The sequence below is a fragment of the Pseudomonas sp. P106(2024) genome, assembly GCF_057480815.1.
The window spans coordinates 494,641-513,992 of sequence record NZ_JBLIYU010000002.1; the positions used below are offsets into that span (position 1 = coordinate 494,641).

Genomic DNA, 19,352 nt, shown 5'->3' on the forward strand with positions numbered 1-19,352 from the left:
CTCATCTTAAGAAGACTGGCGCTATGAAAACCCTCTGCTATTTTTTCATGAAAATAATCAGAAAAAATTTCACGAGGCCCCGGCATGTTCAAGCAATCCGCCCAGCACGTCGCCAGCTATTACGCCCGCACCTACCCCGCCACCATCCCCCTGCGCCCTACCCTGCAGGGCACCCACGACACCGACATCCTGATCGTCGGTGCCGGCTTCAGCGGCCTGCACACGGCCCTGCGCCTGACACTGGCCGGCCAGCGCGTGACCCTGCTGGAAGCCAGCCGGGTGGCCTGGGCCGCGTCGGGCCGCAACGGTGGCCAGGCCTTGCTGGGCTGGTCGTGCGACATGCCCCCGCTGGAGCGAGCCCTAGGCCTGGAGCGCAGCCGACGCCTGTGGGACAGCATGTGCTGGGCCGCCCGCGAGCTGCGTGAACTGCCCCAGCGCCATGGCTTTGACGTCGACTATCGCCTGGGCAGCCTGTGGACCGCCGTACTGCCACGCCGGGTAAAACTGCTGGAGGAGGCCCGGCGTGAAGCACAGGAGAAGTTCGACTACGACTGCCTGCGCCTGATCGGCCGCGAGGAATTGCCCGAGTGGATCGACAGCACCCGTTATCAGGCCGCGCTGTACGACCCCAATGGCGCCCACCTCAACCCACTGAAACTGGCCCAGGGCCTGGCCGGTGTGATCGAGGCGAACGGCGGGCAGATCTACGAGCAGAGCCAGGTTCTCGACTACCACGAACACGCCGATGGCTTCGTCGTCCGCACCGATCAGGGCGAGGTGCGCAGTCGCGTACTGGTGCTGGCCTGCAACGCCTATATCGACCGGCTCGACCGTGCCCTGTCACGGCGCCTGTTGCCGGTGGGCTCCTACCAGGTGGCCACGGCGCCGCTGGACGCCGAGTTCGCCGCCTCGCTGCTGCCACGCAACAGCTGCGTGATCGACAACCAGTTCGTTCCCGACTACTTCCGCCTGACACCCGACCATCGCCTGCTTTTCGGGGGCGGCTGCACCTACCTGGGCGGCATCCCCAAGGACGTCGCCAGCGCCACACGGCCCTACCTGGAACGGGTGTTCCCGCAGTTGCGTGGGGTGGCCATCGAACATGCCTGGGGCGGCCATATCGACTGCAGCATCCAGCGCACCCCGGATATCGGCCGTCAGGGCCAACGCTACTGGCTGCAAGGATTCTCCGGGCACGGGGTGCTGCCGACCCTGGCCGGCGCACGCGCCGTCAGTGACGCGATTCTAGGTGACGACGATCTGCTCGCGCTTTACCAGAGTATCGACAATGGCCGCTTCCCTGGCGGCGACCTGCTGGCCGCGCCCCTGGAAGCAGCCGCCAAAGCCTGGTACAGGATGCGCGACCATGTCTGAACCGATCGACGACAACCAAGGCCTGGCGCGACTGGTGCGCGACCTGCGCAAGCACCGTGGGCTGACCCTTGACGAGCTGGCCGGCCGGGTCAAGCGCTCGCTGGGCTTTCTCTCCCAGGTCGAGCGCGGCCTCTCACGCCCCACGGTGGCCGACCTCACCGCCATCAGCGAGGCGCTGCAGGTCCCCACCACCTACTTCTACCAGGCCGTGCCGCCCCGGGCGCTCGACTGGGTCACCCGTCCCGGCGAGCGACGTACCCTGTACTACGCCGCCGGGGTCACCGATGTGCTGGTATCACCGACCCTCACCGGCCGCTTCGCCATGCTCGAAAGCCATCTGGCGCCCGGCGCCAGCAGTGGCGAGGGGCATCTGGACGACAGCTCGGAACAGGGTGGTTTCGTACTCGAGGGCGAACTGACCCTGTGGCTCGAAGGCCAGGAAGATGCCGTCACCCTGTACCCCAACGACAGCTTCCAGCTGCCACCCCACAGCCAGTTCCGCTACGCCAACCTGACCGCCCGAACGACCCGGGTTCTCTGGGTCTTCCGTTGAGAGCATGCCCATGACAAGTACAACAGGCTTCCCCGATCTGCTCAGCGAAGTACGCGCCTTCCGTACACGACACCCCGAGGTGCGCTACGTCGACTTGATCAGCCTGGACATCCCCGGGCACTTCTACGGCAAGCGTTACCCGATCGACATGCTGGAAAAGGTGGCCGCCGGCAGCCCGCTCAAGCTGCCGCAGAACTGCGTGCTGCTTGGCGTGCAGGGCGGGCTGTTCCCCATCGGCGACTACTGCTTCAACGACGGTGACCCGGACGCCCCGCGCCGCCTGGTGCCTGATACGCTGAAGCCGGTTAATTGGGAGCGCGAGCCGCTGGGACAGATGCTGATCACTTCGGACGGCACCGCGGCGCCCATCGAGTTCGAGCCCCGCGAGGTGCTGGCCCGCGTCCTGCAGCGCCTCGAACGCCGGGGCATCCGCCCGGTGGTGGCGTTCGAACTGGAGTTCTACCTGTTCGACCGGGCGCTGAAGGACGGTCTGCCGCAGTTCCCCCGCGATCCGGCCAGTGGCGATGCCGACGACCAGCCGAACATGCATATCGAGCGTCTTTCGCGGTTTTCCGATGTGTTACGCGAGATGGTCGAGACCGCCAATGCCCAGGGCGTGGACGCCAATGTCATCACCGCCGAGCTGGGCCCTGGCCAGTTCGAGATCAATTTCGCTCACTGCGACGACGGTCTGCGCGCTGCCGACTGGGCGGCGCTGTTCTGTCGCAGCACCCGTGGCGTGGCGCTCAAGCATGGGCTGCGTGCGTCGTTCATGAGCAAGCCCTACCTCCACGCGCCGGGCAGCGGCATGCATGTGCATGTCAGCCTCTACGACGCGGCCGGCAGCAACCTGCTCGCCGCCGACGCCCAGCGCCCGCTGCGCCACGCCGTGGCCGGCTGCCTGGCGCTGCTGCCGCACTGCATGCCGGTGTTCGCCGCCAACCACAATGCGTTTCGTCGCTATGGCGCCATGGTCAACGCCGCCAGCCGTGCAAGCTGGGGCTTCGAGGACCGCGACGCCTGCATTCGTATCCCCGAATCGGATCCGCGCAACCTGCGGATCGAACACCGGCTGGCCGGGGCGGATGCCAATCCATATCTGGTGCTGGCGGCGATACTCTGCGGCATGGAGCATGGGCTGGATGCCGCGCAGGAGCCGATCGCGCCGCTGAACGAAGATCGAGGCAGCGGGATCGATTTCCCCAAGGACATGCTCGGCGCGGTGGCGGCCATGCGCGGACACCCGGCAGTCAACGAAGGGCTGGGCGCAGAGTTCGTGATGGTCTATTGCGAGAACAAGCGCCAGGACCATCTGGCGTTTCTGCAGGAGGTCAGTGCGCGGGAGTATCGCTGGTTCCTGTAGGCTCTGTTGCTGCCTCTTCGCGGGTTTACCCGCGAAGAGGCTGGCACTGGAATCACGCGCCGCCCAGGATTACCATGCACCACCTCTAGCGCGGCCTTTTGCCGCACCCCGCCTTCCAGCCTGCGCACACCCCATGCCCTTCGAACTCACCGTAGAACCGCTCACCCTGCTGATCCTCGCCCTGGTCGCCTTCGTCGCCGGCTTCATCGACGCCATTGCCGGCGGCGGCGGGCTGCTGACGACCCCGGCGCTGCTCACTGCCGGCATGCCGCCGCACCTGGTGCTGGGCACCAACAAGCTCAGCTCGACCTTCGGCGCCGCCACCGCCAGCATCACCTACTACCGGCGCAAGCTGTTCCACCCGGCGCAGTGGCGCCTGGCGATCGTCGGCACCCTGGCAGGCGCGCTGATCGGCGCGGTGGTGGCCCACTACATGCCTGCCGAATGGTTGAACAAGATGCTGCCGGTGGTCGTCTTTGCCTGTGGCGTCTACCTGCTGTTCGGCGGCACGCCCAAGGCGCCTCTGGACGCCGAGGCGCCGATCAGGAAGAAGTGGCAGTTCCCGCAAGGTTTCACCCTGGGCTTCTATGACGGCGTCGCCGGGCCCGGCACCGGTGCCTTCTGGACCGTTAGCACGTTGCTGCTCTATCCCATCGACCTGGTTCGCGCCAGTGGCGTGGCGCGTAGCATGAACTTCGTCAGCAACATCGCGGCGCTGACGGTGTTCATCATTTCCGGGCAGGTGGATTACATCGTTGGCCTGTGCATGGGGGTGTCGGTGATGATCGGGGCGTTCTTCGGGGCGCGTACTGCGATCAGTGGGGGGAGCAGGTTTATTCGGCCGGTGTTTATTGCCGTGGTGTTGGCGTTGACTGTGCGGTTGGCTTGGCAGCATTGGTTTGGGTAGGGCTTGGGCTTGGGCTTGGGCTTGGGCTTGGGCTTGGGCTTGGGCTTGGGCTTGGGCTTGGGGGCGATTGTTTTGATTTTTGTATGCGCATTCGTAGAAGATAACGACATTTAGTCACCTTTCCGCCCTTACGGCGGCCTACTTTTCTCGTGGGAAAAGTAGGCCGCCGTAAGGGCGGAAAGGTGAATAAGCGTCGACATCGCAAATGAATGCGCCTACAACTTACAAAACCAACCAACCCAACTAAAACCAACTAAAACCAACTCAGGCAGGCAAAACCGGCTCAGACAACCCCAACCGCCGAGCAACATACAGATCTATCAGATACCGAGCAATCGACCGCCCCGCCGGCAAAGGCGGCAACTCATGCACATTGAACCACCGCGCATCCTCGATCTCATCCGCCTGCATGACGATCTCCCCACCAGCATACTCGGCATGAAACCCCAGCATCATCGAATGCGGAAACGGCCAGCACTGGCTACCAACGTACTGGATGTTTTTCACCTCCACCGCCACCTCCTCACGCACCTCGCGCACCAGGCAGTCCTCGGCCGACTCCCCAGGCTCCGCGAACCCCGCCAGGGTGCTGTAGACCCCGGTGACGAAGCGCGGCGAACGGGCCAGAAGCACCTCGTCCCCGCGAGTAATCAGCACGATCATGCTCGGTGAAATCCGCGGATAGCTGCGCAAGTCGCAGGGCTGGCAATACATCGCCCGCTCCCAGCGAATCTGCGTCATGGCCTGCCCGCAACTGCCGCAGAAACGGTGCTCGCGAGCCCAGGTACCGATCTGCGCGGCGTAACCGAGCACCTTGTAGGTATCGAAGTCGCCCTCGAGCATGAACCGGCGTAGCCCCTGCCAGTGGCAACCCGGCACCTCACCGGCCCCGCGCAGTTCCAACAGGAACACCGGCTGGCCATCGAAATGGCCGATACCATGCTCGCACAGCACGTCCAGGTCCTGGCGCTTGAGCCAGTCGCGGGGGAACAGCGCGCCGTTGGCGTCCACCAGGAACCCTTCCGGGCTGCGGGCGACGGCCAGCCCCCCGGTGATCTGCGGGTCGAGTACTGCGGTTGTCCAGCGTGCTGACATGGTTCGGGTCCCTTGATGGCGCCCGCCACTGTCCAGTCAGTCGGCGAACGTCGGTTGCTGTTTGCTCATGTGCGCGGCCATGGCCACACGCAGGTCTTCGGACTGCAGCATGGCGGCGTTCCAGGTGGCGATGTACTCCAGGCCATCGTCGATGCGATGGTCACGCATGTAGCTGATCATCTCCTTGGTGCCGGCCACGGCGATCGGCGATTTTGCGGCAATCTCGCGGGCGATGGCAAAGACCCCGTCGAGCAGCGCCGCCTGGTCATCATAGACGCGGTTGACCAGGCCGATGCGCAGCGCCTCCTGGGCGTCGACCCGGCGGCCGGTGTAGGCCAGCTCGCGCATGATGCCGTCGCCGATGATACGCGGCAAACGTTGCAAGGTGCCGACATCGGCGGCCATGCCCATGTCGATCTCCTTGATCGAGAACTGCGCGTCAGCGGCGCAGTAGCGCATGTCGCAGGCCGAAACCATATCGATGGCGCCACCGATGCAGTAGCCCTGGATCGCCGCCAGCACCGGCTTGCGGCAGTTGTCCACGGCGTTGAACGAGCCTTGCAGGCGCAGGATGGTGCGGCGCATCACCCGGGCGTTGCGGCCGACGTCCTTGCCCAGTTGCTGCGCCAGGGTGGCCAGCATCGTCAGGTCGATACCGGAGGAGAAGTGCTTGCCAGCGCCGCTGATGACCACCACGCGCACCGCGTCGGTGTCGTCGATCCATTGGAATATCTCGACCAGTTCTTCCCAGAAGGCGGCGTTCATCGCGTTGATCTTGTCCGGGCGGTTGATCTGCACGTGGGCGATGTTGTCGGTCAGTTCGACCTTGAACGCGGTGTATTCGGTCACGAGCGGCACTCCTGTGGGAAAAGGGTTCACAACGCCGGATCTTAGCGTACCCGCAAGGCTGCACATGTGCCAAAAGCCGGACTGGATGACTTGCACCCCAAGGCGCTATACGGCACCTTGCGCCACTGCTGAATCAAAAGGATACAAATTCATGTCCCGTTCCCTGACCGGCACCCTCGCCCATGGTTTCCTGGGCCAGTCGCCGCGTTGGTACAAGGCCATCATCTGCCTGTTCCTGGTGCTCAACCCGTTGCTGCTGGCGACCCTTGGCCCGGTGGTTACCGGCTGGGTGCTGGTGATCCAGTTCATCTTCACCCTGGGGATGGCGCTCAAGTGCTACCCGCTAATGCCCGGCGGCCTGCTGCTGGTCGAGGCGCTGCTGCTGCGCATGACCACGCCCGAGGCCCTGTACGAAGAGCTGCAGCACAACTTCCCGGTAATCCTGCTGCTGATGTTCATGGTCGCCGGCATTCACTTCATGAAGGAGCTGCTGCTGTATCTGTTCTCGCGGATCCTGCTGGGGGTGCGTTCCAAGGCGATACTGAGCCTGCTGTTCTGCGTGCTCTCGGCGTTTCTCTCGGCGTTCCTCGACGCCCTGACCGTGACCGCGGTGATCATCAGCGCCGCGGTGGGATTCTATGCGGTGTACCACCGGGTCGCCTCGGGCACCAACCCACGGGAGGAGTCGGCGCTGGACAGCGACCACCAGGTCGAACAACTGCACCGCGACGACCTCGACCAGTTCCGCGCCTTCCTGCGCAGCCTGCTGATGCACGGCGCGGTGGGCACGGCGCTGGGTGGCGTGTGCACCCTGGTAGGCGAGCCGCAGAACCTGCTGATCGGCCATGAAATGGGTTGGCACTTCGCCGACTTCTTTCTCAAGGTCGCGCCGGTGTCGATGCCGGTACTGGCGGCAGGCCTGGTGACCTGCGTGCTGCTGGAGAAGCTGCGCCTGTTCGGCTACGGCACGCTGATGCCCGAGCGTGTGCGCCAGGTACTGGCCGCCTACGCCGCCGAGGACGACGCCGCGCGCACTCCGGCCCAGCGCATCGCCCTGGTGGTGCAAGGCTTGGCCGCGTTGATCCTGATCATCTGCCTGGGCCTGCACATCGCCGAGGTCGGCTTGATCGGCCTGATGGTCATCGTGCTGATCACCGCCTTCACCGGCATCACCGACGAGCACCGCCTGGGCCGCGCGTTCCAGGACGCCATGCCGTTCACCGCGCTGCTGGTGGTGTTCTTCGCCGTGGTCGCGGTGATCCACCAGCAGCAACTGTTCAGCCCACTGATCGCCTGGGTGCTGGCCCTGCCCAGCGAGCAGCAGCCAGGCATGCTGTACTTGGCCAACGGCCTGCTGTCGGCGATCAGCGACAACGTGTTCGTCGCCACCATCTACATCACCGAGGTCAAGCAGGCATTCGTCAATGGCGCAATGAGCCGCGAGCACTTCGAAACCCTGGCGGTGGCGATCAACACCGGCACCAACCTGCCCAGCGTGGCCACGCCCAATGGCCAGGCGGCGTTCCTGTTCTTGCTGACCTCGGCGATCGCGCCGCTGGTTCGACTGTCCTATGGACGCATGGTGTGGATGGCCTTGCCCTACACCGTGGTCATGGGTGGCCTGGGCTGGTGGGCGGTGACCTACTGGCTGTAGCCGAACCCTCTGCAGGAGTGGCTTTAGCCGCTCCTGCAGGCGACCGCGCCTTTTCCCGTTTTCTCTCCTCCCGCGCCCCCATCCGTCGAGCCCTGACTATCGTTCAGCACTGCTGTCGATTCTCGCCAACCCCGTTCGACTATCCAGCACACCCACCCGAGGAGATTGATCCCATGCGCAAGCTCATCGTCGCCGCCTTCATCACCCTCGACGGCGTCATGCAGGCCCCCGGCGGTCCGCAGGAGGACACCAGCGGCGGCTTCACCCATGGCGGCTGGATCCCGCCGTTGGCCGACGAGGCCTTCGGCCAGGCCATGCAAACCCTGTTCAGCCAACCGTTCGAACTGCTGCTGGGGCGGCGCACCTACGACATCTTCGCCGGGTTCTGGCCAGAAGTCGGGCCCGAGGCGCCGGATCGTCCGTTGGCCGACCTGTTCAATGGCGTGGCCAAGCATGTCGCCACCCACCACCCCGCATCCATCGAGTGGCAAAACAGCCACACGTTGGGTGCCGATGTGACAGGCGCGGTGCGCGCGCTCAAGCAACAGGACGGCCCGGCGCTGCTGACCCAAGGCAGCGGTGAACTGGTACGCCAGCTGCTGGCGGCCGGGCTGGTGGACGAACTGCGCCTGTTGATCCATCCCCTGCTGCTGGGGCGCGGCAAGCGCCTGTTCGGTGATGACGCACAGGCTGCAGCCTTCAAGCTGGTGGAATCGAGCAGCACGCCCAACGGGGTACTGCTGGCGCATTACGTGCGCAGCGGCGAGGTACAGACAGGATCGTTCTGAGCTCGGTCAGTCGAGCAGGCGGGCGATGGCGTTGGCGAAGCCTTGCGGGTCTTCGAGCATCATCAGGTGCCCCGCACGCGGCAGCACGGTAAAACTGGCCGCCTGCTCCTCGGCCCAGTGCGGTACATCCCAGCCAGCCCGTGAGTGTTCGCCGGCGACCAGGTGCACCGGTTTCGTGGCGAACAACGTGCGCAGCTCCACCAGGTAACCTGGTAAACCGGTCACCGCGACCACCGAGCGCGCCATGGCCTGCAGCGTGCCCGCGCCCTGGTGGGCCAGCCACTGGTCCGCCAGGGCCAGGCGCCCAGGATTGGCCACGATGCCGGAGCGGGCCAGCCAGGTAGAGGCATCGTCACGATAACCTAGCAGCAATGCCTCGGCCTCGACTGGGGCCATGCGCGCCACCGATGCCGACCAGAACGCATCCTTCAAGGTGAAGTTGCCCTCGACACTGATCACGCTCGCCACGCTGGCTGGATAGCGCCGGGCGAACAGCATCGCCACCACGCCACCCACGGAGTGGCCGAGCAGGTGCACATAGGGCAAGTTGCGCGCCAGCAGGATCTGCCGCAGGTGCTCGACCTGGGCGTCGATATCGACCAGCGTCGATGGCGTGTCGTCCAAGCTGCCATAGCCGAGCAGGTCCGGGGCGAACACCTTCCTGGGTCGCAGGGTGCGCTGAAACGTCGGGTGATCCAAGCAGCCGATCAGGCCATTGAGCATTACCACGGGCGTATCCATAGCCTGCCTCGACACTGTGCTTGCGGGACCCGCAGCATGCGACCTGCCACGGTGATTGAACAGCACAATCCCATTGCGCCGCGCCAATGAGCGTTTTCCCGGATGCCCTTGTTATCATCCAGGTTCAACCGGGAGGGAACCGATGCTCGACATTCGCCGTGCCAGCCGCCACGACGCACTGGAAACCTACACCATCCGCCGCCAGGCAATCCTGCACCAGTGCGCCGAGGCTTACGGCGACACGCTGGCCCAGGCCTGGGCCGACGTACCGTTCACCGAGGGCTACGCAGCCCTGGTCGCCGACCATTTCCACCTTGCCTGCGTGGACGGCACGATCGTCGCCACCGGCATGCTCGACCTGCACAGCGGCGAACTGGGCGCACTGTTCGTACTGCCGTCGTTCATGGGCCAGGGCATCGCCCGCAGGATGGTCGAACACCTCGAAGGCATCGCCCGGGCCGAGGGCCTGGAAACGGTCAATCTGGATGCCACCCTCAACGCCGCCGCGTTCTATCGCCGCTGCGGCTACGTCGGCGAGGCACAATCGACCTACCAGTCGCCCTTTGGCCTCGAACTGTCCTGCATCCCCATGCGCAAGGCCATGGTCCGGGTATAAGATCAGAGCCCCCTGCCCCGGAGCCCCGTCCCATGCTGCCCACCGCCCCCTCCCTGCACAGTGCACGCCGCGTCCGCCTGCAGGCCTTGCGCGGGCGGGTCGGCCTGGGGCTGGTGGCCGGGCTTTCGGTGCTGGCCGGCATGACCGATGCCATCGGCCTGCTGGCGTTGGGCGACTTCGTCTCGTTCATGAGCGGCAACACCACGCGCCTGGCGGTGGCCATCAGCCAGGCGGACCTGGCGCTGATCCTGCGTCTGGCCTTGGCGATCCTCGGTTTCGTGCTGGGCAATACCCTGGGTGTCCTGCTGGCCCGGCGCCTAAACCGGCGCGCCGCGCCCTTGCTGCTGATCGTCGCCACCCTGTTGGCCTTCGCCGCGGCCTGGCCGGCGTCGATCACCTTCCCCGCGCTGATCGCAGCCACCCTGGCCATGGGCATGCTCAATGCCGTGGTCGAACAGGTGAACGGCCTGCCGATCGGCCTGACCTACGTCACCGGCGCGTTGTCGCGCTTCGGCCGTGGCCTGGGACGTTGGCTGCTGGGTGAGCGGCGCGATGGCTGGCGAGTGCAACTGGTGCCCTGGAGCGGCATGCTGCTGGGCGCCGCGCTCGGCGCCTGGCTGCAACAGCGGCTTGGCTTGCAGGCGTTGGCGGCCAGTTGCGCCCTGGCCTGCCTGCTGGCGCTGGTGACGGTGTTCATTCCACGGGCCTGGCAACTGGGCTACATGCCGCGCTGAGGACGGACCAGACAGCGCAAGCCCGTAGCGGCAGGATATGCTTATCCTTCAATAGTCACTATCGAGCGCAGCAATTTCCAAAGCGTCACCGTGGCCAATAACCTGAGCTCATCGATTCGACACCCTCGAACCCCAGGCTCACGGAACCGCCCCGATGAACACCACCGCCCGCCACCTCCTCGCTGCCCTGGCCATCGCCGTGCTGAGCGGCTGTGCCAGTCATCCCGAGCAGCGCCCCTATACCGCCGAGGAAACTCGCCAGTTGCAACTCGAAGCGCTGCAGCGTCAGGGCCTGAGACTGGAGGAATACGAGCAGCGCAAACTGGCGGTGTCGCGCGCCGGCCGCCCGCAGGTGGTGACCGACGCCCCCAGGGCCAGGACCGCGATCAGCGGTTGACCTCGACCTCCTCCAGGAGCGCCAGCAGGTGCTCGTTGAACGACACCGGCCCTTCCTCCACCACGAAATGCCCGCAACCCGGCAGGATTACGCCCTGCAACGCGTCGGCGTGCCCCCGCATCGTCAGCAGCGCACCGAGTCGATCGTCGAGCGCCTGCGCCAGGCATTGACCCTGCTGCCGAGCAGCCAGGGTTTACACGTTTCTCTGCAGGAGCGCGAGGCCGTTAACCTTGGCCCTGGCAAAGCTGTTAGCCTTGCCCTGTTCAGGTCACCACGGACAGCCCATGGCCAACCACAAGATCGAGATCCGCCGGCGCAACGTCGAGAAGATCCTGCAAGCCGCCGAGCAGGTGTTCGCCGACAAGGGCTACGGCGCCACCTCCATGGGCGATATCGCCGAGCTGGCGCAACTGCCGCGCTCCAACCTGCACTACTACTTCAGCACCAAGGACGAGCTGTACCGCGCCGTGCTGCAGGACCTGTTGGATGTGTGGAAGCAGGACGCCCTGTGCTTCGAGCGCTTCGACGACCCCAGGGTGGTACTGACCAGCTACATCCGCGCCAAGATGGGCCACTCGCGCTCAAGGCCGCTGGGCTCGAAGATCTGGGCCGAGGAGATGCTCCACGGCGCCCCGCTGCTCGGCGCCAGCCTGGACGAAATCCTGGTGCCCTGGGCGCAGCTCAAGCAAGCGAAGATCCGCAGTTGGGTCGAGGAACGCCGCATCCTGCCGGTGGAGCCGTCTGCGCTGCTGTACATGATCTGGGCCGCGACCCAGCACTACGCCGACTTCGGCTACCAGGTCAACCTGCTCAATGGCGGCGAGTCGCTGTCCGACGTGGCGTTCGAGCAAGCGGTGCAGACCGTCACCGGCGTCATCCTGCGCGGTATCGGCCTGGAGCCATGAACTAGCGCCCCAGGTGCTCGCACAGGAAGTCGATGAACACCCGGGTCTTGTGCGGCACATGGCTGCTGTTCGGGTAGACGACGCTGATGGGCTGCGCCGGCAGGCTGTAGTCCGGCAACACCTGCCGCAACCTGCCGGCGTCCAGATCCTCCTCGACCAGCCAGGCAGGCAGCACTGCCACGCCCAGCGCGGCGCAGGCCATCGCCCGGATGGCGTGGGACGCATTGGACTGGTAGACCGCCTTGCCCACCACGCTCGCACTGCCACTGCGCGTTGCGTGCAAGGTCCAACTGGTCGGGCTGCGCAGGTTGCTATTGGCGATCCAGGGTACCTGCGCAAGGTCGGCAGGCTCGGTGATGGCATGGCGAGCGAGAAAGGGCGGTGAGGCCACCAGCAGAATGTCGTAGTCAGCCAGCTTGCGACTGCGCAGGTTCGAGTCCATCAGGGCACCGAGGCGCACCACCAGGTCGAGCCGTTCGGCAATCAGGTCGCTCAGCGACGAGTCGGTCTCGTAGCTGATCGACAACGCTGGGTAGCGCTCGGCGAACACCGGGATCAGCGGCAGGATGAAGCGCTCGCCGTACTCCCCGGTGGTACTGATGCGCAGTCGGCCTGATACGCCATTGTGCCGGCGCAGCACACTGTCGAAGGCGCCTTCGACATCGCTGACGATCACCTTGAAGTCTTCGTAGAAACCTTGGCCGGTTTCGGTCAGGGCGATGGAACGGGTGCTGCGCGCCAGCAGCGTCACTCCCAGGGCCTGCTCCAGCGCCTTGACGTGCTGGCTGGCCATGGCTTTGCTGATGCCGAGAAAGTCCGCCGCCTTGGTAAAGGAGCCGAAATCGACCACCGCCAGAAACGTCTGCACCCGGTTGAGCTGGGTGTGGAGGGCGGTGCGCGGCATTGTTCACTTCCATCAAACAGAGTTTCAAGGGTAGCGATATCGACGGGGACAGTCCACGGCACCTACGCTGCGCGCCGAAAAGGAGTGGCAATGACGTACCGATATCGCGTGGCAACGATCTTCCTGATGGGCTTCTTCATCGACTGCATCAACCTGTTCATGCCGACCGTGGCGTTGCCGCGGATCACGGACCAGTTCGCCATTGGCAATGCCAGCAGCGCCTGGGTCGGCAACGCCTACATGCTCGGGCTGACCCTGGCCGTGCCGGTGAGCACCTGGCTGGCGAACCACTGGGGCGCGCGGCGCCTGCTGTGCGCCGCGATGCTGGGGTTCAGCGTTGCAGTTTGGGGCTGTGGGGAAGCCGCAAGCTTCGCCGCGCTGATCGCCTGGCGTCTGCTCCAGGGGATGGCCGGTGGCCTGCTGATCCCTGTGGGGCAAGCGCTGACCTTCGAGCGGTTCCAGGGCCCGGAGCGCGCCCGCGTGTCCACCCTGGTGATGGCCGTGGCGCTACTGGCGCCGGCGCTGTCGCCGACCCTCGGCGGGATGATCGTCGACCATGGCCGCTGGCCGTGGGTCTTCCACTGCAACATTCCGCTGGCCCTGCTGACGGCGGCGCTGGCCTGGGCCTGGATTGACCAGACGCCCGGCCCGACAGCCTCCCGCCCGGACTTCAAGGGATTGCTGCTGGTCAGCGCCACCCTCGCCGGCCTGCTGCTGGGTCTGTCGCTGTACGGCGCTGGCCATGGCCTCGCGCTGACCATCGCCTGCCTGCTGGCCAGCGTGTCCTGCGCCCTGCTGTACCGCGCCCACTACCGACGCTCGGCCGGCGGCATCGTCGAACTCAAGCTGCTCGGCAGCCCTCGTCTGCGGGTCTCGATGCAGGTCTACCATGCGATCCCCGGTGTGTTCACTGGGGTCAACCTGCTGAACATCTTCTACCTGCAGGACGTGTTGAAACTGAGCGCCCAGGCCACCGGCCTGTTCATGCTGGTCTATGCCACCGGAGCCTTGGCCGCCATGCTGGTGACCGGCCGCCTGTACAACCGCGTCGGTGCCGTCCGCCTGCTGCTGCTCGGCCTGCTTCTGCACAGCCTGGGTATCAGCCTGCTGATATGGGTCGCCACGCCGACGGATAGCGCCGCGCTGGTCGCGGCCTACGGCCTCATGGGTATCGGCGGCGGCGTCGGCGCCAACACCGCCCAGACGACCGCGCTGCTCGATTTCAGCGGCGAGCGGATGCAGCAGGCCAGCGTACTGTGGAACCTCAATCGACAGATGGCCTTCAGCGTCGGCGCAGCCTTGCTGCTGATGATCTTCAACCTGCTGCTGGTGGACCTGGACGCGTCTTCGGCCTATCGCCTGACCTTTGCCCTGGCCGCGCTGCTGGGGCTGCTGCCATTGTTGGTACTGAACACACTGCCCAAGGAGAACCACGCCCATGCCTGAACACGCGATTGCCCGCGCCGAACGCAGCATTCATCACGTCCACGAACTGATCCAGATAATCTTCACTCGGTCGGCGGCCGAGACCCAGTCGGTGCTCGGCGGCCTGATGGCGGTGTTCGCCGACGATTTCAGCATGGTGGGCACGACAGGCAGGCTAGTGGGCCGCCAGCAGGTCGAGCAGTTGTTCAAGGGGGCCGCAGGCACACGGCCCGGCCTGCAGATCACGGTCGGCGATGTGCAAGTGGTGTGGCAGGCCGGGGTGAATGTGGCGGTGCGCTACAAGGAAACCCACCGCGCGCAGGACGTGACACGGGCACGCTGGTCGCTGGCATTGCTCGAATGCAGCGACCGTGGGGTGGTGTGGCGCTGCCTGCACGAGACGGCGATCCAATAAGCCCTTTCGCGACAATGCTCTCATTCGATCGGTAGAGGCACGTTTGAACTGCAGGCGGCGTCCTGCAACTGGCCAAGCCATCACTGGCCCAGGCTGGCAACCGCCTGCCTGGCGGCAATCTCCTGCCCTGAACGGGCCAGCTCATCCGCCGCCCGCAACCAGCGCTGGCGATCCACCTCGGCCGGCAGCTGCCGTGGCGACTGCAGCAGCACCGCCCAACTGCCCTCCTTGGCCCACGCCGATTCGAAATCATCGAAGGCCATCAACTGCCGTCGATGCATGCCCGAACGCAACAGCACCCGCTGCTTGTAGCGGTCATAGCCGATCAACACGGCGTAGCGCGTCTCGCTCCACCAGGCCGAACCTTCCTGGTAGCGCAGCAGCACCGGATAACCGGCGGCCACCTGCGCGAGCAAGGCGTCCAGGTGCTTGTCCAGCGGGTACACCACCCGGCCATATTCGCGGGCAACCCGGGGGATGCCGGTATCCAGCGATTCGGCGGCCTGGGGCAGGCCCAGCGCCTTGTCGAGCAGGCCCGGGGTAATCGGCGCGCCCTGTTGCGACAGCACCGCGGCCAGGGCCATCGAGCCGCTGTGGTTGGCGTTGCCGCGATAGAACGGCACGCTGCTGATCTCGACCCGCTGCGCCAGGCCCTTGAGCGCGGCAGGCGGCGAGCTTGCGCAACCGGAAAGGGTCGCCACCACCAGGCAGGCGGCCAGCAGGCGACGTGGGCCCAGGGCCCGAAACTTGGAGAGCTTTTGCAACGTGGACACTCGCTTGTTCCGCGGTCAGGCAGGCAGCGCCCGACCAAGAAGCCGATCATAGGACGCTGGCGCCTGCGGGTATAGCCCGGCGCGGGCTTGGAACAAAACAACCCAAGGACTAGACCTTCGGTCAATGGAACGTCACAGGCGACGGGCTAGACTAAAGCTGTGTCTGGATGGCGAGTCTGGCTCGCCAGAGATAAGGAGGCACACATGAGCCTGACAATGGCAATTCTAATGCTGGTCGGCATGTGGCTCAGCGTTGCGGCGGCCATGCTCTGGGGGGTGTTGCGCATCGTGCGCCGGCATTCCCACCCTCATCACCTGCCACCCCATGCACTGGCCAAGGCCCAGCCCATGCGCCGTGTCCGACGCCATGCCGGGGCTCATTGACAGCATCTACACACTTCGAGCCATGAACGACAAGAGGGAGCCCAGGCTCCCTCTTGCTTATTATCATTTGTAGCTTGCGGCTCAGTTGCCCTCGGCCGCCTCACGCCTCAAGCGTGCCCGACGCGCCAGGATGTTGAGGATCTCGATCGCCGTGGAGAACGCCATGGCCGCATATACATAACCTTTCGGCACATGTGCGCCGAAACCTTCGGCGATCAGGGTCATGCCGATCATGATCAGGAAGCCCAGGGCCAGCATCACCACGGTCGGGTTGTCGTTGATGAACTTGGCCAGCGGGTCGGCGGCTACCAGCATCACGATGACGGCGCTGATCACGGCGATGATCATGATCGGCAGGTGCTCGGTCATGCCCACGGCGGTGATGATGCTGTCGATCGAGAAGACGATGTCCAGCAGCAGTATCTGGAAAATCGCCGCGGTGAAGCCGATGGTCACGGTACTGCCAACCTTGGACTCTTCCTTGGCGCCGTGAGGGTCGACGCTTTCATGGATCTCCTTGGTCGCCTTCCACAGCAGGAACAGGCCACCGGCGATGAGGATCATGTCCTTCCACGAGAACGTGTGGCCGAACACCTCGACCACAGGCTCCGTCAGCTGAACGATCCAGGCCACGGTACTGAGCAGCGCCAGGCGCATGACCAGGGCCATGCTGATACCGATACGGCGTGCCTTGGAGCGGTATTGCTCAGGCAGCTTGTTGGTGAGGATGGAGATGAAGATCAGGTTGTCGATGCCAAGCACGACCTCCATGGCCACCAGGGTGGCGAGGGCAACCCAGGCGGTGGGGCTTGCGGCGAGTTCCAGCAAATATTCCATTGGTCAGTCCTGCTCTCAGATGTCCTGGGTGTCTTTCTTGTCGTCTTCGGCCTTGGCCTTCTCGGCATCGCCGCCGATGGCGTCGCTCAGGGCCTGCTGGGCGGCGTCGTTGGTCTTGTCGATGGCCTGCTTGGCGGTTTCGGCGGCCTGGTCGAGCATCTGCTGGGCGGATTTCTCGGCCTGGTCGCAACCGGACATGGCGAGCAGGGCCAGTGCCAGCACCAGCGGTGTACCAATGGATTTGAGTTGTAGCATGGGGTCCTCGCTTGTCGAATGCCGGGCGGCGCGTCATGCGCCTGATGGAATGGCATTCTAGAGGGGCTGAAACATCCGGAAAATTCGTTTTTTCAGCGTGTATACTTCGGTTTTCCCGAACCGAGAAAGGCCATGCTCAACTACCGCCAGCTCCACTATTTCTGGGCCGTGGCCAAAACCGGCAGCATCGCCCGCGCCAGCGAGCAGTTGAACCTCACCCCGCAGACCATCAGCGGTCAGATCAGCCTGTTCGAGCAGACCTGGAACCTCGAGCTGTTCCAGCGCGTCGGCCGCCAGCTGGAGCTGACCGAGACCGGGCGCCAGGCGCTGGTCTACGCTGAACAGATGTTCCAGATCGGCGGCGAGCTGGAGGCCATGCTGCGGGCCGGGCCGCAGGAGCAGATCCTGTTTCGCGTGGGAGTGGCCGACGTGGTGCCCAAGTCCATCGTCTACCGCCTGCTGGCGCCGACCATGGAGCTGGACGAGGTGCTGCGCATCAGCTGCCGCGAGGACAAGCTCGAACGGTTGCTGGCGGACCTGGCGATCCAGCGCCTGGACCTGGTGATCTCCGATAGCCCCATGCCCAGCCACCTGGACATCAAGGGCTACAGCCAGAAACTCGGCGAATGCGGCCTGAGCTTCTTCGCCACGCCCACGCTGGCCGATCGCCTCGACCGGCCCTTCCCCGCCTGCCTGGACGACGCACCGTTGCTGATCCCCGGCCAGGAGACCGTGGTGCGTAGCCGGCTGCTGCGCTGGCTGGCCGAGCAGCAGGTGCAGCCGCGCATCGTCGGCGAGTTCGACGACAGCGCGCTGATGCAGGCCTTCGGCCAGTCGGGCAGCGGCATCTTCGTCGCCCCCAGCGTGATCGCCGAGGAGGTCTGCCGCCAGTACGGCGTGAGGCTGATCGGCCAGACCGAGGCGGTGAACGAGTCGTTCTACGCCATTTCGGTAGAGCGCAAGGTCAAGCACCCGGGGATCCTGGCGATCACCGAGGGCGCGCGGCGGGAGTTGTTTCACTGGTAGATCGGCCGGTGATCGCGGGACAGGCCCGTTGCCACGATATGCCCTGCGGGTCTGTGATAAAGTCGCGCGCTTTCACGTAACTGGATTGCGCTGCACATGACCCCCATCCTCCGCCTCATCAACCGCACCGGCCTGGTGACGCAGATCTGCATCGGCCTGGTGGCCGGCATTCTCCTCGCCCTGCTCGCCCCGGCCGTGGCCCGCGACCTGGCGTTCCTCGGCAAGGTCTTCGTCAGCGCCCTGAAGGCCGTGGCGCCGGTGCTGGTGTTCATCCTGGTGATGGCTTCGATCGCCAACCACCGCCATGGCCAGGAAACCCACATCCGCCCGATCCTCTGGCTGTACCTGCTGGGCACCTTCGCCGCAGCGGTGGTGGCCGTGACGGCAAGCATGCTGTTCCCGTCCAACCTGGCACTGAGCGCCAGCGACGCCACGCTGAGCGCCCCCGGCGGTATCGGCGAGGTGTTGCAGAACCTGCTGCTCAGCGCCGTGGACAACCCGGTCAACGCGCTGCTCAACGCCAACTTCATCGGCGTGCTGACCTGGGCCATCGGCCTGGGCGTGGCCCTGCGCCATGCCAACGACACCACCCGCACCGTGGTCGAGGACCTGTCCAACGGCGTGACCCTGATCGTGCGCGTGGTGATCCGCTTCGCCCCGCTGGGTATCTTCGGCCTGGTCAGCGCCACCCTGGCGCAATCGGGCCTGGACGCGCTGCTCGGCTATCTGCACCTGCTCGGCGTGCTGATCGGCTGCATGCTGTTCGTGGCGCTGGTGATGAACCCGCTGATCGTGTTCTGGAAGATCCGCCGCAACCCCTACCCGCTGACCTTGCTGTGCCTGCGCGAGAGCGGCATCACCGCGTTCTTCACCCGCAGCTCGGCGGCCAACATCCCGGTCAACCTGGCGCTGTCGGAAAAACTCGGCCTGCATGAGGATACCTATTCGGTGTCGATCCCGCTGGGCGCGACCATCAACATGGCCGGCGCGGCGATCACCATCACCGTGCTGACCCTGGCCGCCGTGCACACCCTGGGTATCCCGGTGGACCTGCCGACCGCGGTGCTGCTCAGCGTGGTGGCGGCGGTTTGCGCTTGTGGCGCATCAGGCGTGGCCGGCGGCTCGCTGCTGCTGATTCCGCTGGCCTGCAGCCTGTTCGGCATCCCCAGCGAGATCGCCATGCAAGTGGTGGCGGTCGGTTTCATTATCGGCGTGCTGCAGGACTCGGCGGAAACCGCGCTGAACTCCTCCACCGACGTGCTGTTCACCGCTGCAGCGTGCCAGGCAATGGAACAACGCGGCGCCTGATCGCGGCGTTACCGCCGGCAATGAAAACGCCGCCATCCCTCAGGGAATG

General features: G+C 65.3%; 23 protein-coding genes. 15 read left to right on the forward strand and 8 right to left on the reverse strand.

The window, feature by feature from the left end:
• The first annotated feature begins 84 nt into the window (after nt 1-84).
• The 4 genes from AC25M7_RS05910 to AC25M7_RS05925 all read left to right on the forward strand — a co-directional run bounded on the left by AC25M7_RS05910 (nt 85) and on the right by AC25M7_RS05925 (nt 4,197).
• Nucleotides 85-1,374 carry an NAD(P)/FAD-dependent oxidoreductase gene (locus AC25M7_RS05910; RefSeq protein ID WP_088851773.1) on the forward strand — a complete coding sequence of 430 codons (1,290 nt, stop codon included), beginning with the start codon at nt 85-87 and terminating at the stop codon, nt 1,372-1,374.
• Entirely contained in the window at nt 1,367-1,927 is a 561-nt protein-coding gene (locus tag AC25M7_RS05915; RefSeq protein ID WP_186735349.1) for a helix-turn-helix domain-containing protein, read from the forward strand. The genes AC25M7_RS05910 and AC25M7_RS05915 overlap by 8 nt, the downstream gene beginning before the upstream one ends.
• Before the next feature lie 10 nt (nt 1,928-1,937).
• The gene (locus AC25M7_RS05920; protein WP_279153614.1) at nt 1,938-3,290 is read left to right on the forward strand and encodes a glutamine synthetase family protein; all 1,353 of its coding nucleotides are present in this window, start codon (nt 1,938-1,940) and stop codon (nt 3,288-3,290) included.
• A gap of 133 nt (nt 3,291-3,423) precedes the next feature.
• Entirely contained in the window at nt 3,424-4,197 is a 774-nt protein-coding gene (locus tag AC25M7_RS05925; protein WP_028692405.1) for a TSUP family transporter, read from the forward strand.
• Nucleotides 4,198-4,461: 264 nt separating this feature from the next.
• On the opposite strand, the gene nudC is transcribed toward AC25M7_RS05925, so the two are convergent.
• Both nudC and AC25M7_RS05935 read right to left on the reverse strand, forming a co-directional pair.
• The gene (gene nudC / locus AC25M7_RS05930; protein ID WP_088851775.1) at nt 4,462-5,292 is read right to left on the reverse strand and encodes an NAD(+) diphosphatase; all 831 of its coding nucleotides are present in this window, start codon (nt 5,290-5,292) and stop codon (nt 4,462-4,464) included.
• A 36-nt stretch (nt 5,293-5,328) separates the two neighbouring features.
• Nucleotides 5,329-6,141, reverse strand: coding sequence for a crotonase/enoyl-CoA hydratase family protein (locus AC25M7_RS05935; protein ID WP_028692407.1), 813 nt, complete (start codon nt 6,139-6,141; stop codon nt 5,329-5,331).
• A gap of 151 nt (nt 6,142-6,292) precedes the next feature.
• Between AC25M7_RS05935 and nhaB the strand changes: the two genes are divergently transcribed.
• Nucleotides 6,293-7,795, forward strand: a complete 1,503-nt coding sequence (nhaB, locus tag AC25M7_RS05940) for a sodium/proton antiporter NhaB (protein WP_197866869.1) — start codon at nt 6,293-6,295, stop codon at nt 7,793-7,795.
• Between the two features lie 173 nt (nt 7,796-7,968).
• Nucleotides 7,969-8,583, forward strand: a complete 615-nt coding sequence (locus tag AC25M7_RS05945) for a dihydrofolate reductase family protein (protein WP_028692409.1) — start codon at nt 7,969-7,971, stop codon at nt 8,581-8,583.
• 6 nt (nt 8,584-8,589) lie between these two features.
• Here the strand turns inward: AC25M7_RS05945 and AC25M7_RS05950 are convergent, their stop codons facing one another.
• Complete coding sequence (locus AC25M7_RS05950; protein ID WP_062361187.1) at nt 8,590-9,324, reverse strand: alpha/beta fold hydrolase; 735 nt, start codon at nt 9,322-9,324, stop codon at nt 8,590-8,592.
• A gap of 142 nt (nt 9,325-9,466) precedes the next feature.
• Here AC25M7_RS05950 and AC25M7_RS05955 point away from each other — a divergent pair, with 142 nt between their 5' ends.
• The 3 genes from AC25M7_RS05955 (at nt 9,467) to AC25M7_RS05965 (ending at nt 11,071) form a co-directional block, all read left to right on the forward strand.
• Nucleotides 9,467-9,940 (forward strand): GNAT family N-acetyltransferase, encoded by a 474-nt coding sequence (locus AC25M7_RS05955; protein ID WP_088851776.1) that lies wholly within the window; start codon nt 9,467-9,469, stop codon nt 9,938-9,940.
• Between the two features lie 32 nt (nt 9,941-9,972).
• Nucleotides 9,973-10,674 carry a YoaK family protein gene (locus tag AC25M7_RS05960; protein WP_028692412.1) on the forward strand — a complete coding sequence of 234 codons (702 nt, stop codon included), beginning with the start codon at nt 9,973-9,975 and terminating at the stop codon, nt 10,672-10,674.
• Between the two features lie 154 nt (nt 10,675-10,828).
• Nucleotides 10,829-11,071: a hypothetical protein gene (locus AC25M7_RS05965; protein WP_186595688.1), complete on the forward strand. Its 243-nt coding sequence runs from the start codon at nt 10,829-10,831 to the stop codon at nt 11,069-11,071.
• Here the strand turns inward: AC25M7_RS05965 and AC25M7_RS05970 are convergent.
• The gene (locus AC25M7_RS05970; RefSeq protein ID WP_139121070.1) at nt 11,061-11,192 is read right to left on the reverse strand and encodes an alpha/beta hydrolase; all 132 of its coding nucleotides are present in this window, start codon (nt 11,190-11,192) and stop codon (nt 11,061-11,063) included. The two genes, AC25M7_RS05965 and AC25M7_RS05970, sit on opposite strands and share 11 nt — an antisense overlap.
• A gap of 163 nt (nt 11,193-11,355) precedes the next feature.
• On the opposite strand from AC25M7_RS05970, the gene AC25M7_RS05975 reads away from it, so the two are divergent.
• The gene (locus tag AC25M7_RS05975; protein WP_062573522.1) at nt 11,356-11,976 is read left to right on the forward strand and encodes a TetR/AcrR family transcriptional regulator; all 621 of its coding nucleotides are present in this window, start codon (nt 11,356-11,358) and stop codon (nt 11,974-11,976) included.
• A 1-nt stretch (nt 11,977) separates the two neighbouring features.
• On the opposite strand, the gene AC25M7_RS05980 is transcribed toward AC25M7_RS05975, so the two are convergent.
• Nucleotides 11,978-12,880, reverse strand: a complete 903-nt coding sequence (locus AC25M7_RS05980; RefSeq protein ID WP_186595680.1) for a LysR family transcriptional regulator — start codon at nt 12,878-12,880, stop codon at nt 11,978-11,980.
• A gap of 90 nt (nt 12,881-12,970) precedes the next feature.
• Here AC25M7_RS05980 and AC25M7_RS05985 point away from each other — a divergent pair, with 90 nt between their 5' ends.
• Nucleotides 12,971-14,326, forward strand: a complete 1,356-nt coding sequence (locus AC25M7_RS05985; protein WP_062361182.1) for an MFS transporter — start codon at nt 12,971-12,973, stop codon at nt 14,324-14,326.
• Nucleotides 14,319-14,720: a DUF4440 domain-containing protein gene (locus AC25M7_RS05990; RefSeq protein ID WP_486970833.1), complete on the forward strand. Its 402-nt coding sequence runs from the start codon at nt 14,319-14,321 to the stop codon at nt 14,718-14,720. Before AC25M7_RS05985 ends, AC25M7_RS05990 begins: the two co-directional genes overlap by 8 nt.
• An 80-nt stretch (nt 14,721-14,800) precedes the next feature.
• Here the strand turns inward: AC25M7_RS05990 and AC25M7_RS05995 are convergent, their stop codons facing one another.
• On the reverse strand, nt 14,801-15,493 hold the full coding sequence (locus AC25M7_RS05995) for a peptidase C39 family protein (RefSeq protein WP_051555746.1): 693 nt from the start codon (nt 15,491-15,493) through the stop codon (nt 14,801-14,803).
• 204 nt (nt 15,494-15,697) lie between these two features.
• Here AC25M7_RS05995 and AC25M7_RS06000 point away from each other — a divergent pair, with 204 nt between their 5' ends.
• Complete coding sequence (locus AC25M7_RS06000) at nt 15,698-15,877, forward strand: hypothetical protein (RefSeq protein WP_028692419.1); 180 nt, start codon at nt 15,698-15,700, stop codon at nt 15,875-15,877.
• Between the two features lie 81 nt (nt 15,878-15,958).
• On the opposite strand, the gene AC25M7_RS06005 is transcribed toward AC25M7_RS06000, so the two are convergent.
• Complete coding sequence (locus AC25M7_RS06005; RefSeq protein WP_288521972.1) at nt 15,959-16,714, reverse strand: TerC family protein; 756 nt, start codon at nt 16,712-16,714, stop codon at nt 15,959-15,961.
• A gap of 15 nt (nt 16,715-16,729) precedes the next feature.
• The gene (locus AC25M7_RS06010; RefSeq protein WP_028692421.1) at nt 16,730-16,969 is read right to left on the reverse strand and encodes a hypothetical protein; all 240 of its coding nucleotides are present in this window, start codon (nt 16,967-16,969) and stop codon (nt 16,730-16,732) included.
• Between the two features lie 132 nt (nt 16,970-17,101).
• Between AC25M7_RS06010 and nhaR the strand changes: the two genes are divergently transcribed.
• Both nhaR and sstT read left to right on the forward strand, forming a co-directional pair.
• Complete coding sequence (gene nhaR / locus AC25M7_RS06015) at nt 17,102-17,995, forward strand: transcriptional activator NhaR (protein WP_062361178.1); 894 nt, start codon at nt 17,102-17,104, stop codon at nt 17,993-17,995.
• Nucleotides 17,996-18,091: 96 nt separating this feature from the next.
• Nucleotides 18,092-19,303 carry a serine/threonine transporter SstT gene (gene sstT, locus AC25M7_RS06020; protein WP_028692423.1) on the forward strand — a complete coding sequence of 404 codons (1,212 nt, stop codon included), beginning with the start codon at nt 18,092-18,094 and terminating at the stop codon, nt 19,301-19,303.
• The last annotated feature ends 49 nt before the right edge of the window (nt 19,304-19,352 follow it).

Bases quoted from the DNA above. Each gene is read 5' to 3' on its own strand.
- AC25M7_RS06010 (WP_028692421.1), bottom strand. From the start codon at position 16,969: ATGCTACAACTCAAATCCATTGGTACACCGCTGGTGCTGGCACTGGCC.
- AC25M7_RS05955 (WP_088851776.1), top strand. From the start codon at position 9,467: ATGCTCGACATTCGCCGTGCCAGCCGCCACGACGCACTGGAAACCTAC.
- AC25M7_RS05970 (WP_139121070.1), bottom strand. From the start codon at position 11,192: ATGCGGGGGCACGCCGACGCGTTGCAGGGCGTAATCCTGCCGGGTTGC.
- AC25M7_RS05980 (WP_186595680.1), bottom strand. From the start codon at position 12,880: ATGCCGCGCACCGCCCTCCACACCCAGCTCAACCGGGTGCAGACGTTT.
- AC25M7_RS05985 (WP_062361182.1), top strand. From the start codon at position 12,971: ATGACGTACCGATATCGCGTGGCAACGATCTTCCTGATGGGCTTCTTC.
- AC25M7_RS05965 (WP_186595688.1), top strand. From the start codon at position 10,829: ATGAACACCACCGCCCGCCACCTCCTCGCTGCCCTGGCCATCGCCGTG.
- AC25M7_RS05925 (WP_028692405.1), top strand. From the start codon at position 3,424: ATGCCCTTCGAACTCACCGTAGAACCGCTCACCCTGCTGATCCTCGCC.
- AC25M7_RS05960 (WP_028692412.1), top strand. From the start codon at position 9,973: ATGCTGCCCACCGCCCCCTCCCTGCACAGTGCACGCCGCGTCCGCCTG.
- AC25M7_RS05915 (WP_186735349.1), top strand. From the start codon at position 1,367: ATGTCTGAACCGATCGACGACAACCAAGGCCTGGCGCGACTGGTGCGC.
- AC25M7_RS05910 (WP_088851773.1), top strand. From the start codon at position 85: ATGTTCAAGCAATCCGCCCAGCACGTCGCCAGCTATTACGCCCGCACC.
- AC25M7_RS05950 (WP_062361187.1), bottom strand. From the start codon at position 9,324: ATGGATACGCCCGTGGTAATGCTCAATGGCCTGATCGGCTGCTTGGAT.
- AC25M7_RS06005 (WP_288521972.1), bottom strand. From the start codon at position 16,714: ATGGAATATTTGCTGGAACTCGCCGCAAGCCCCACCGCCTGGGTTGCC.
- nudC (WP_088851775.1), bottom strand. From the start codon at position 5,292: ATGTCAGCACGCTGGACAACCGCAGTACTCGACCCGCAGATCACCGGG.
- AC25M7_RS05945 (WP_028692409.1), top strand. From the start codon at position 7,969: ATGCGCAAGCTCATCGTCGCCGCCTTCATCACCCTCGACGGCGTCATG.
- AC25M7_RS05920 (WP_279153614.1), top strand. From the start codon at position 1,938: ATGACAAGTACAACAGGCTTCCCCGATCTGCTCAGCGAAGTACGCGCC.
- nhaB (WP_197866869.1), top strand. From the start codon at position 6,293: ATGTCCCGTTCCCTGACCGGCACCCTCGCCCATGGTTTCCTGGGCCAG.
- sstT (WP_028692423.1), top strand. From the start codon at position 18,092: ATGACCCCCATCCTCCGCCTCATCAACCGCACCGGCCTGGTGACGCAG.
- AC25M7_RS06000 (WP_028692419.1), top strand. From the start codon at position 15,698: ATGAGCCTGACAATGGCAATTCTAATGCTGGTCGGCATGTGGCTCAGC.
- AC25M7_RS05990 (WP_486970833.1), top strand. From the start codon at position 14,319: ATGCCTGAACACGCGATTGCCCGCGCCGAACGCAGCATTCATCACGTC.
- nhaR (WP_062361178.1), top strand. From the start codon at position 17,102: ATGCTCAACTACCGCCAGCTCCACTATTTCTGGGCCGTGGCCAAAACC.
- AC25M7_RS05975 (WP_062573522.1), top strand. From the start codon at position 11,356: ATGGCCAACCACAAGATCGAGATCCGCCGGCGCAACGTCGAGAAGATC.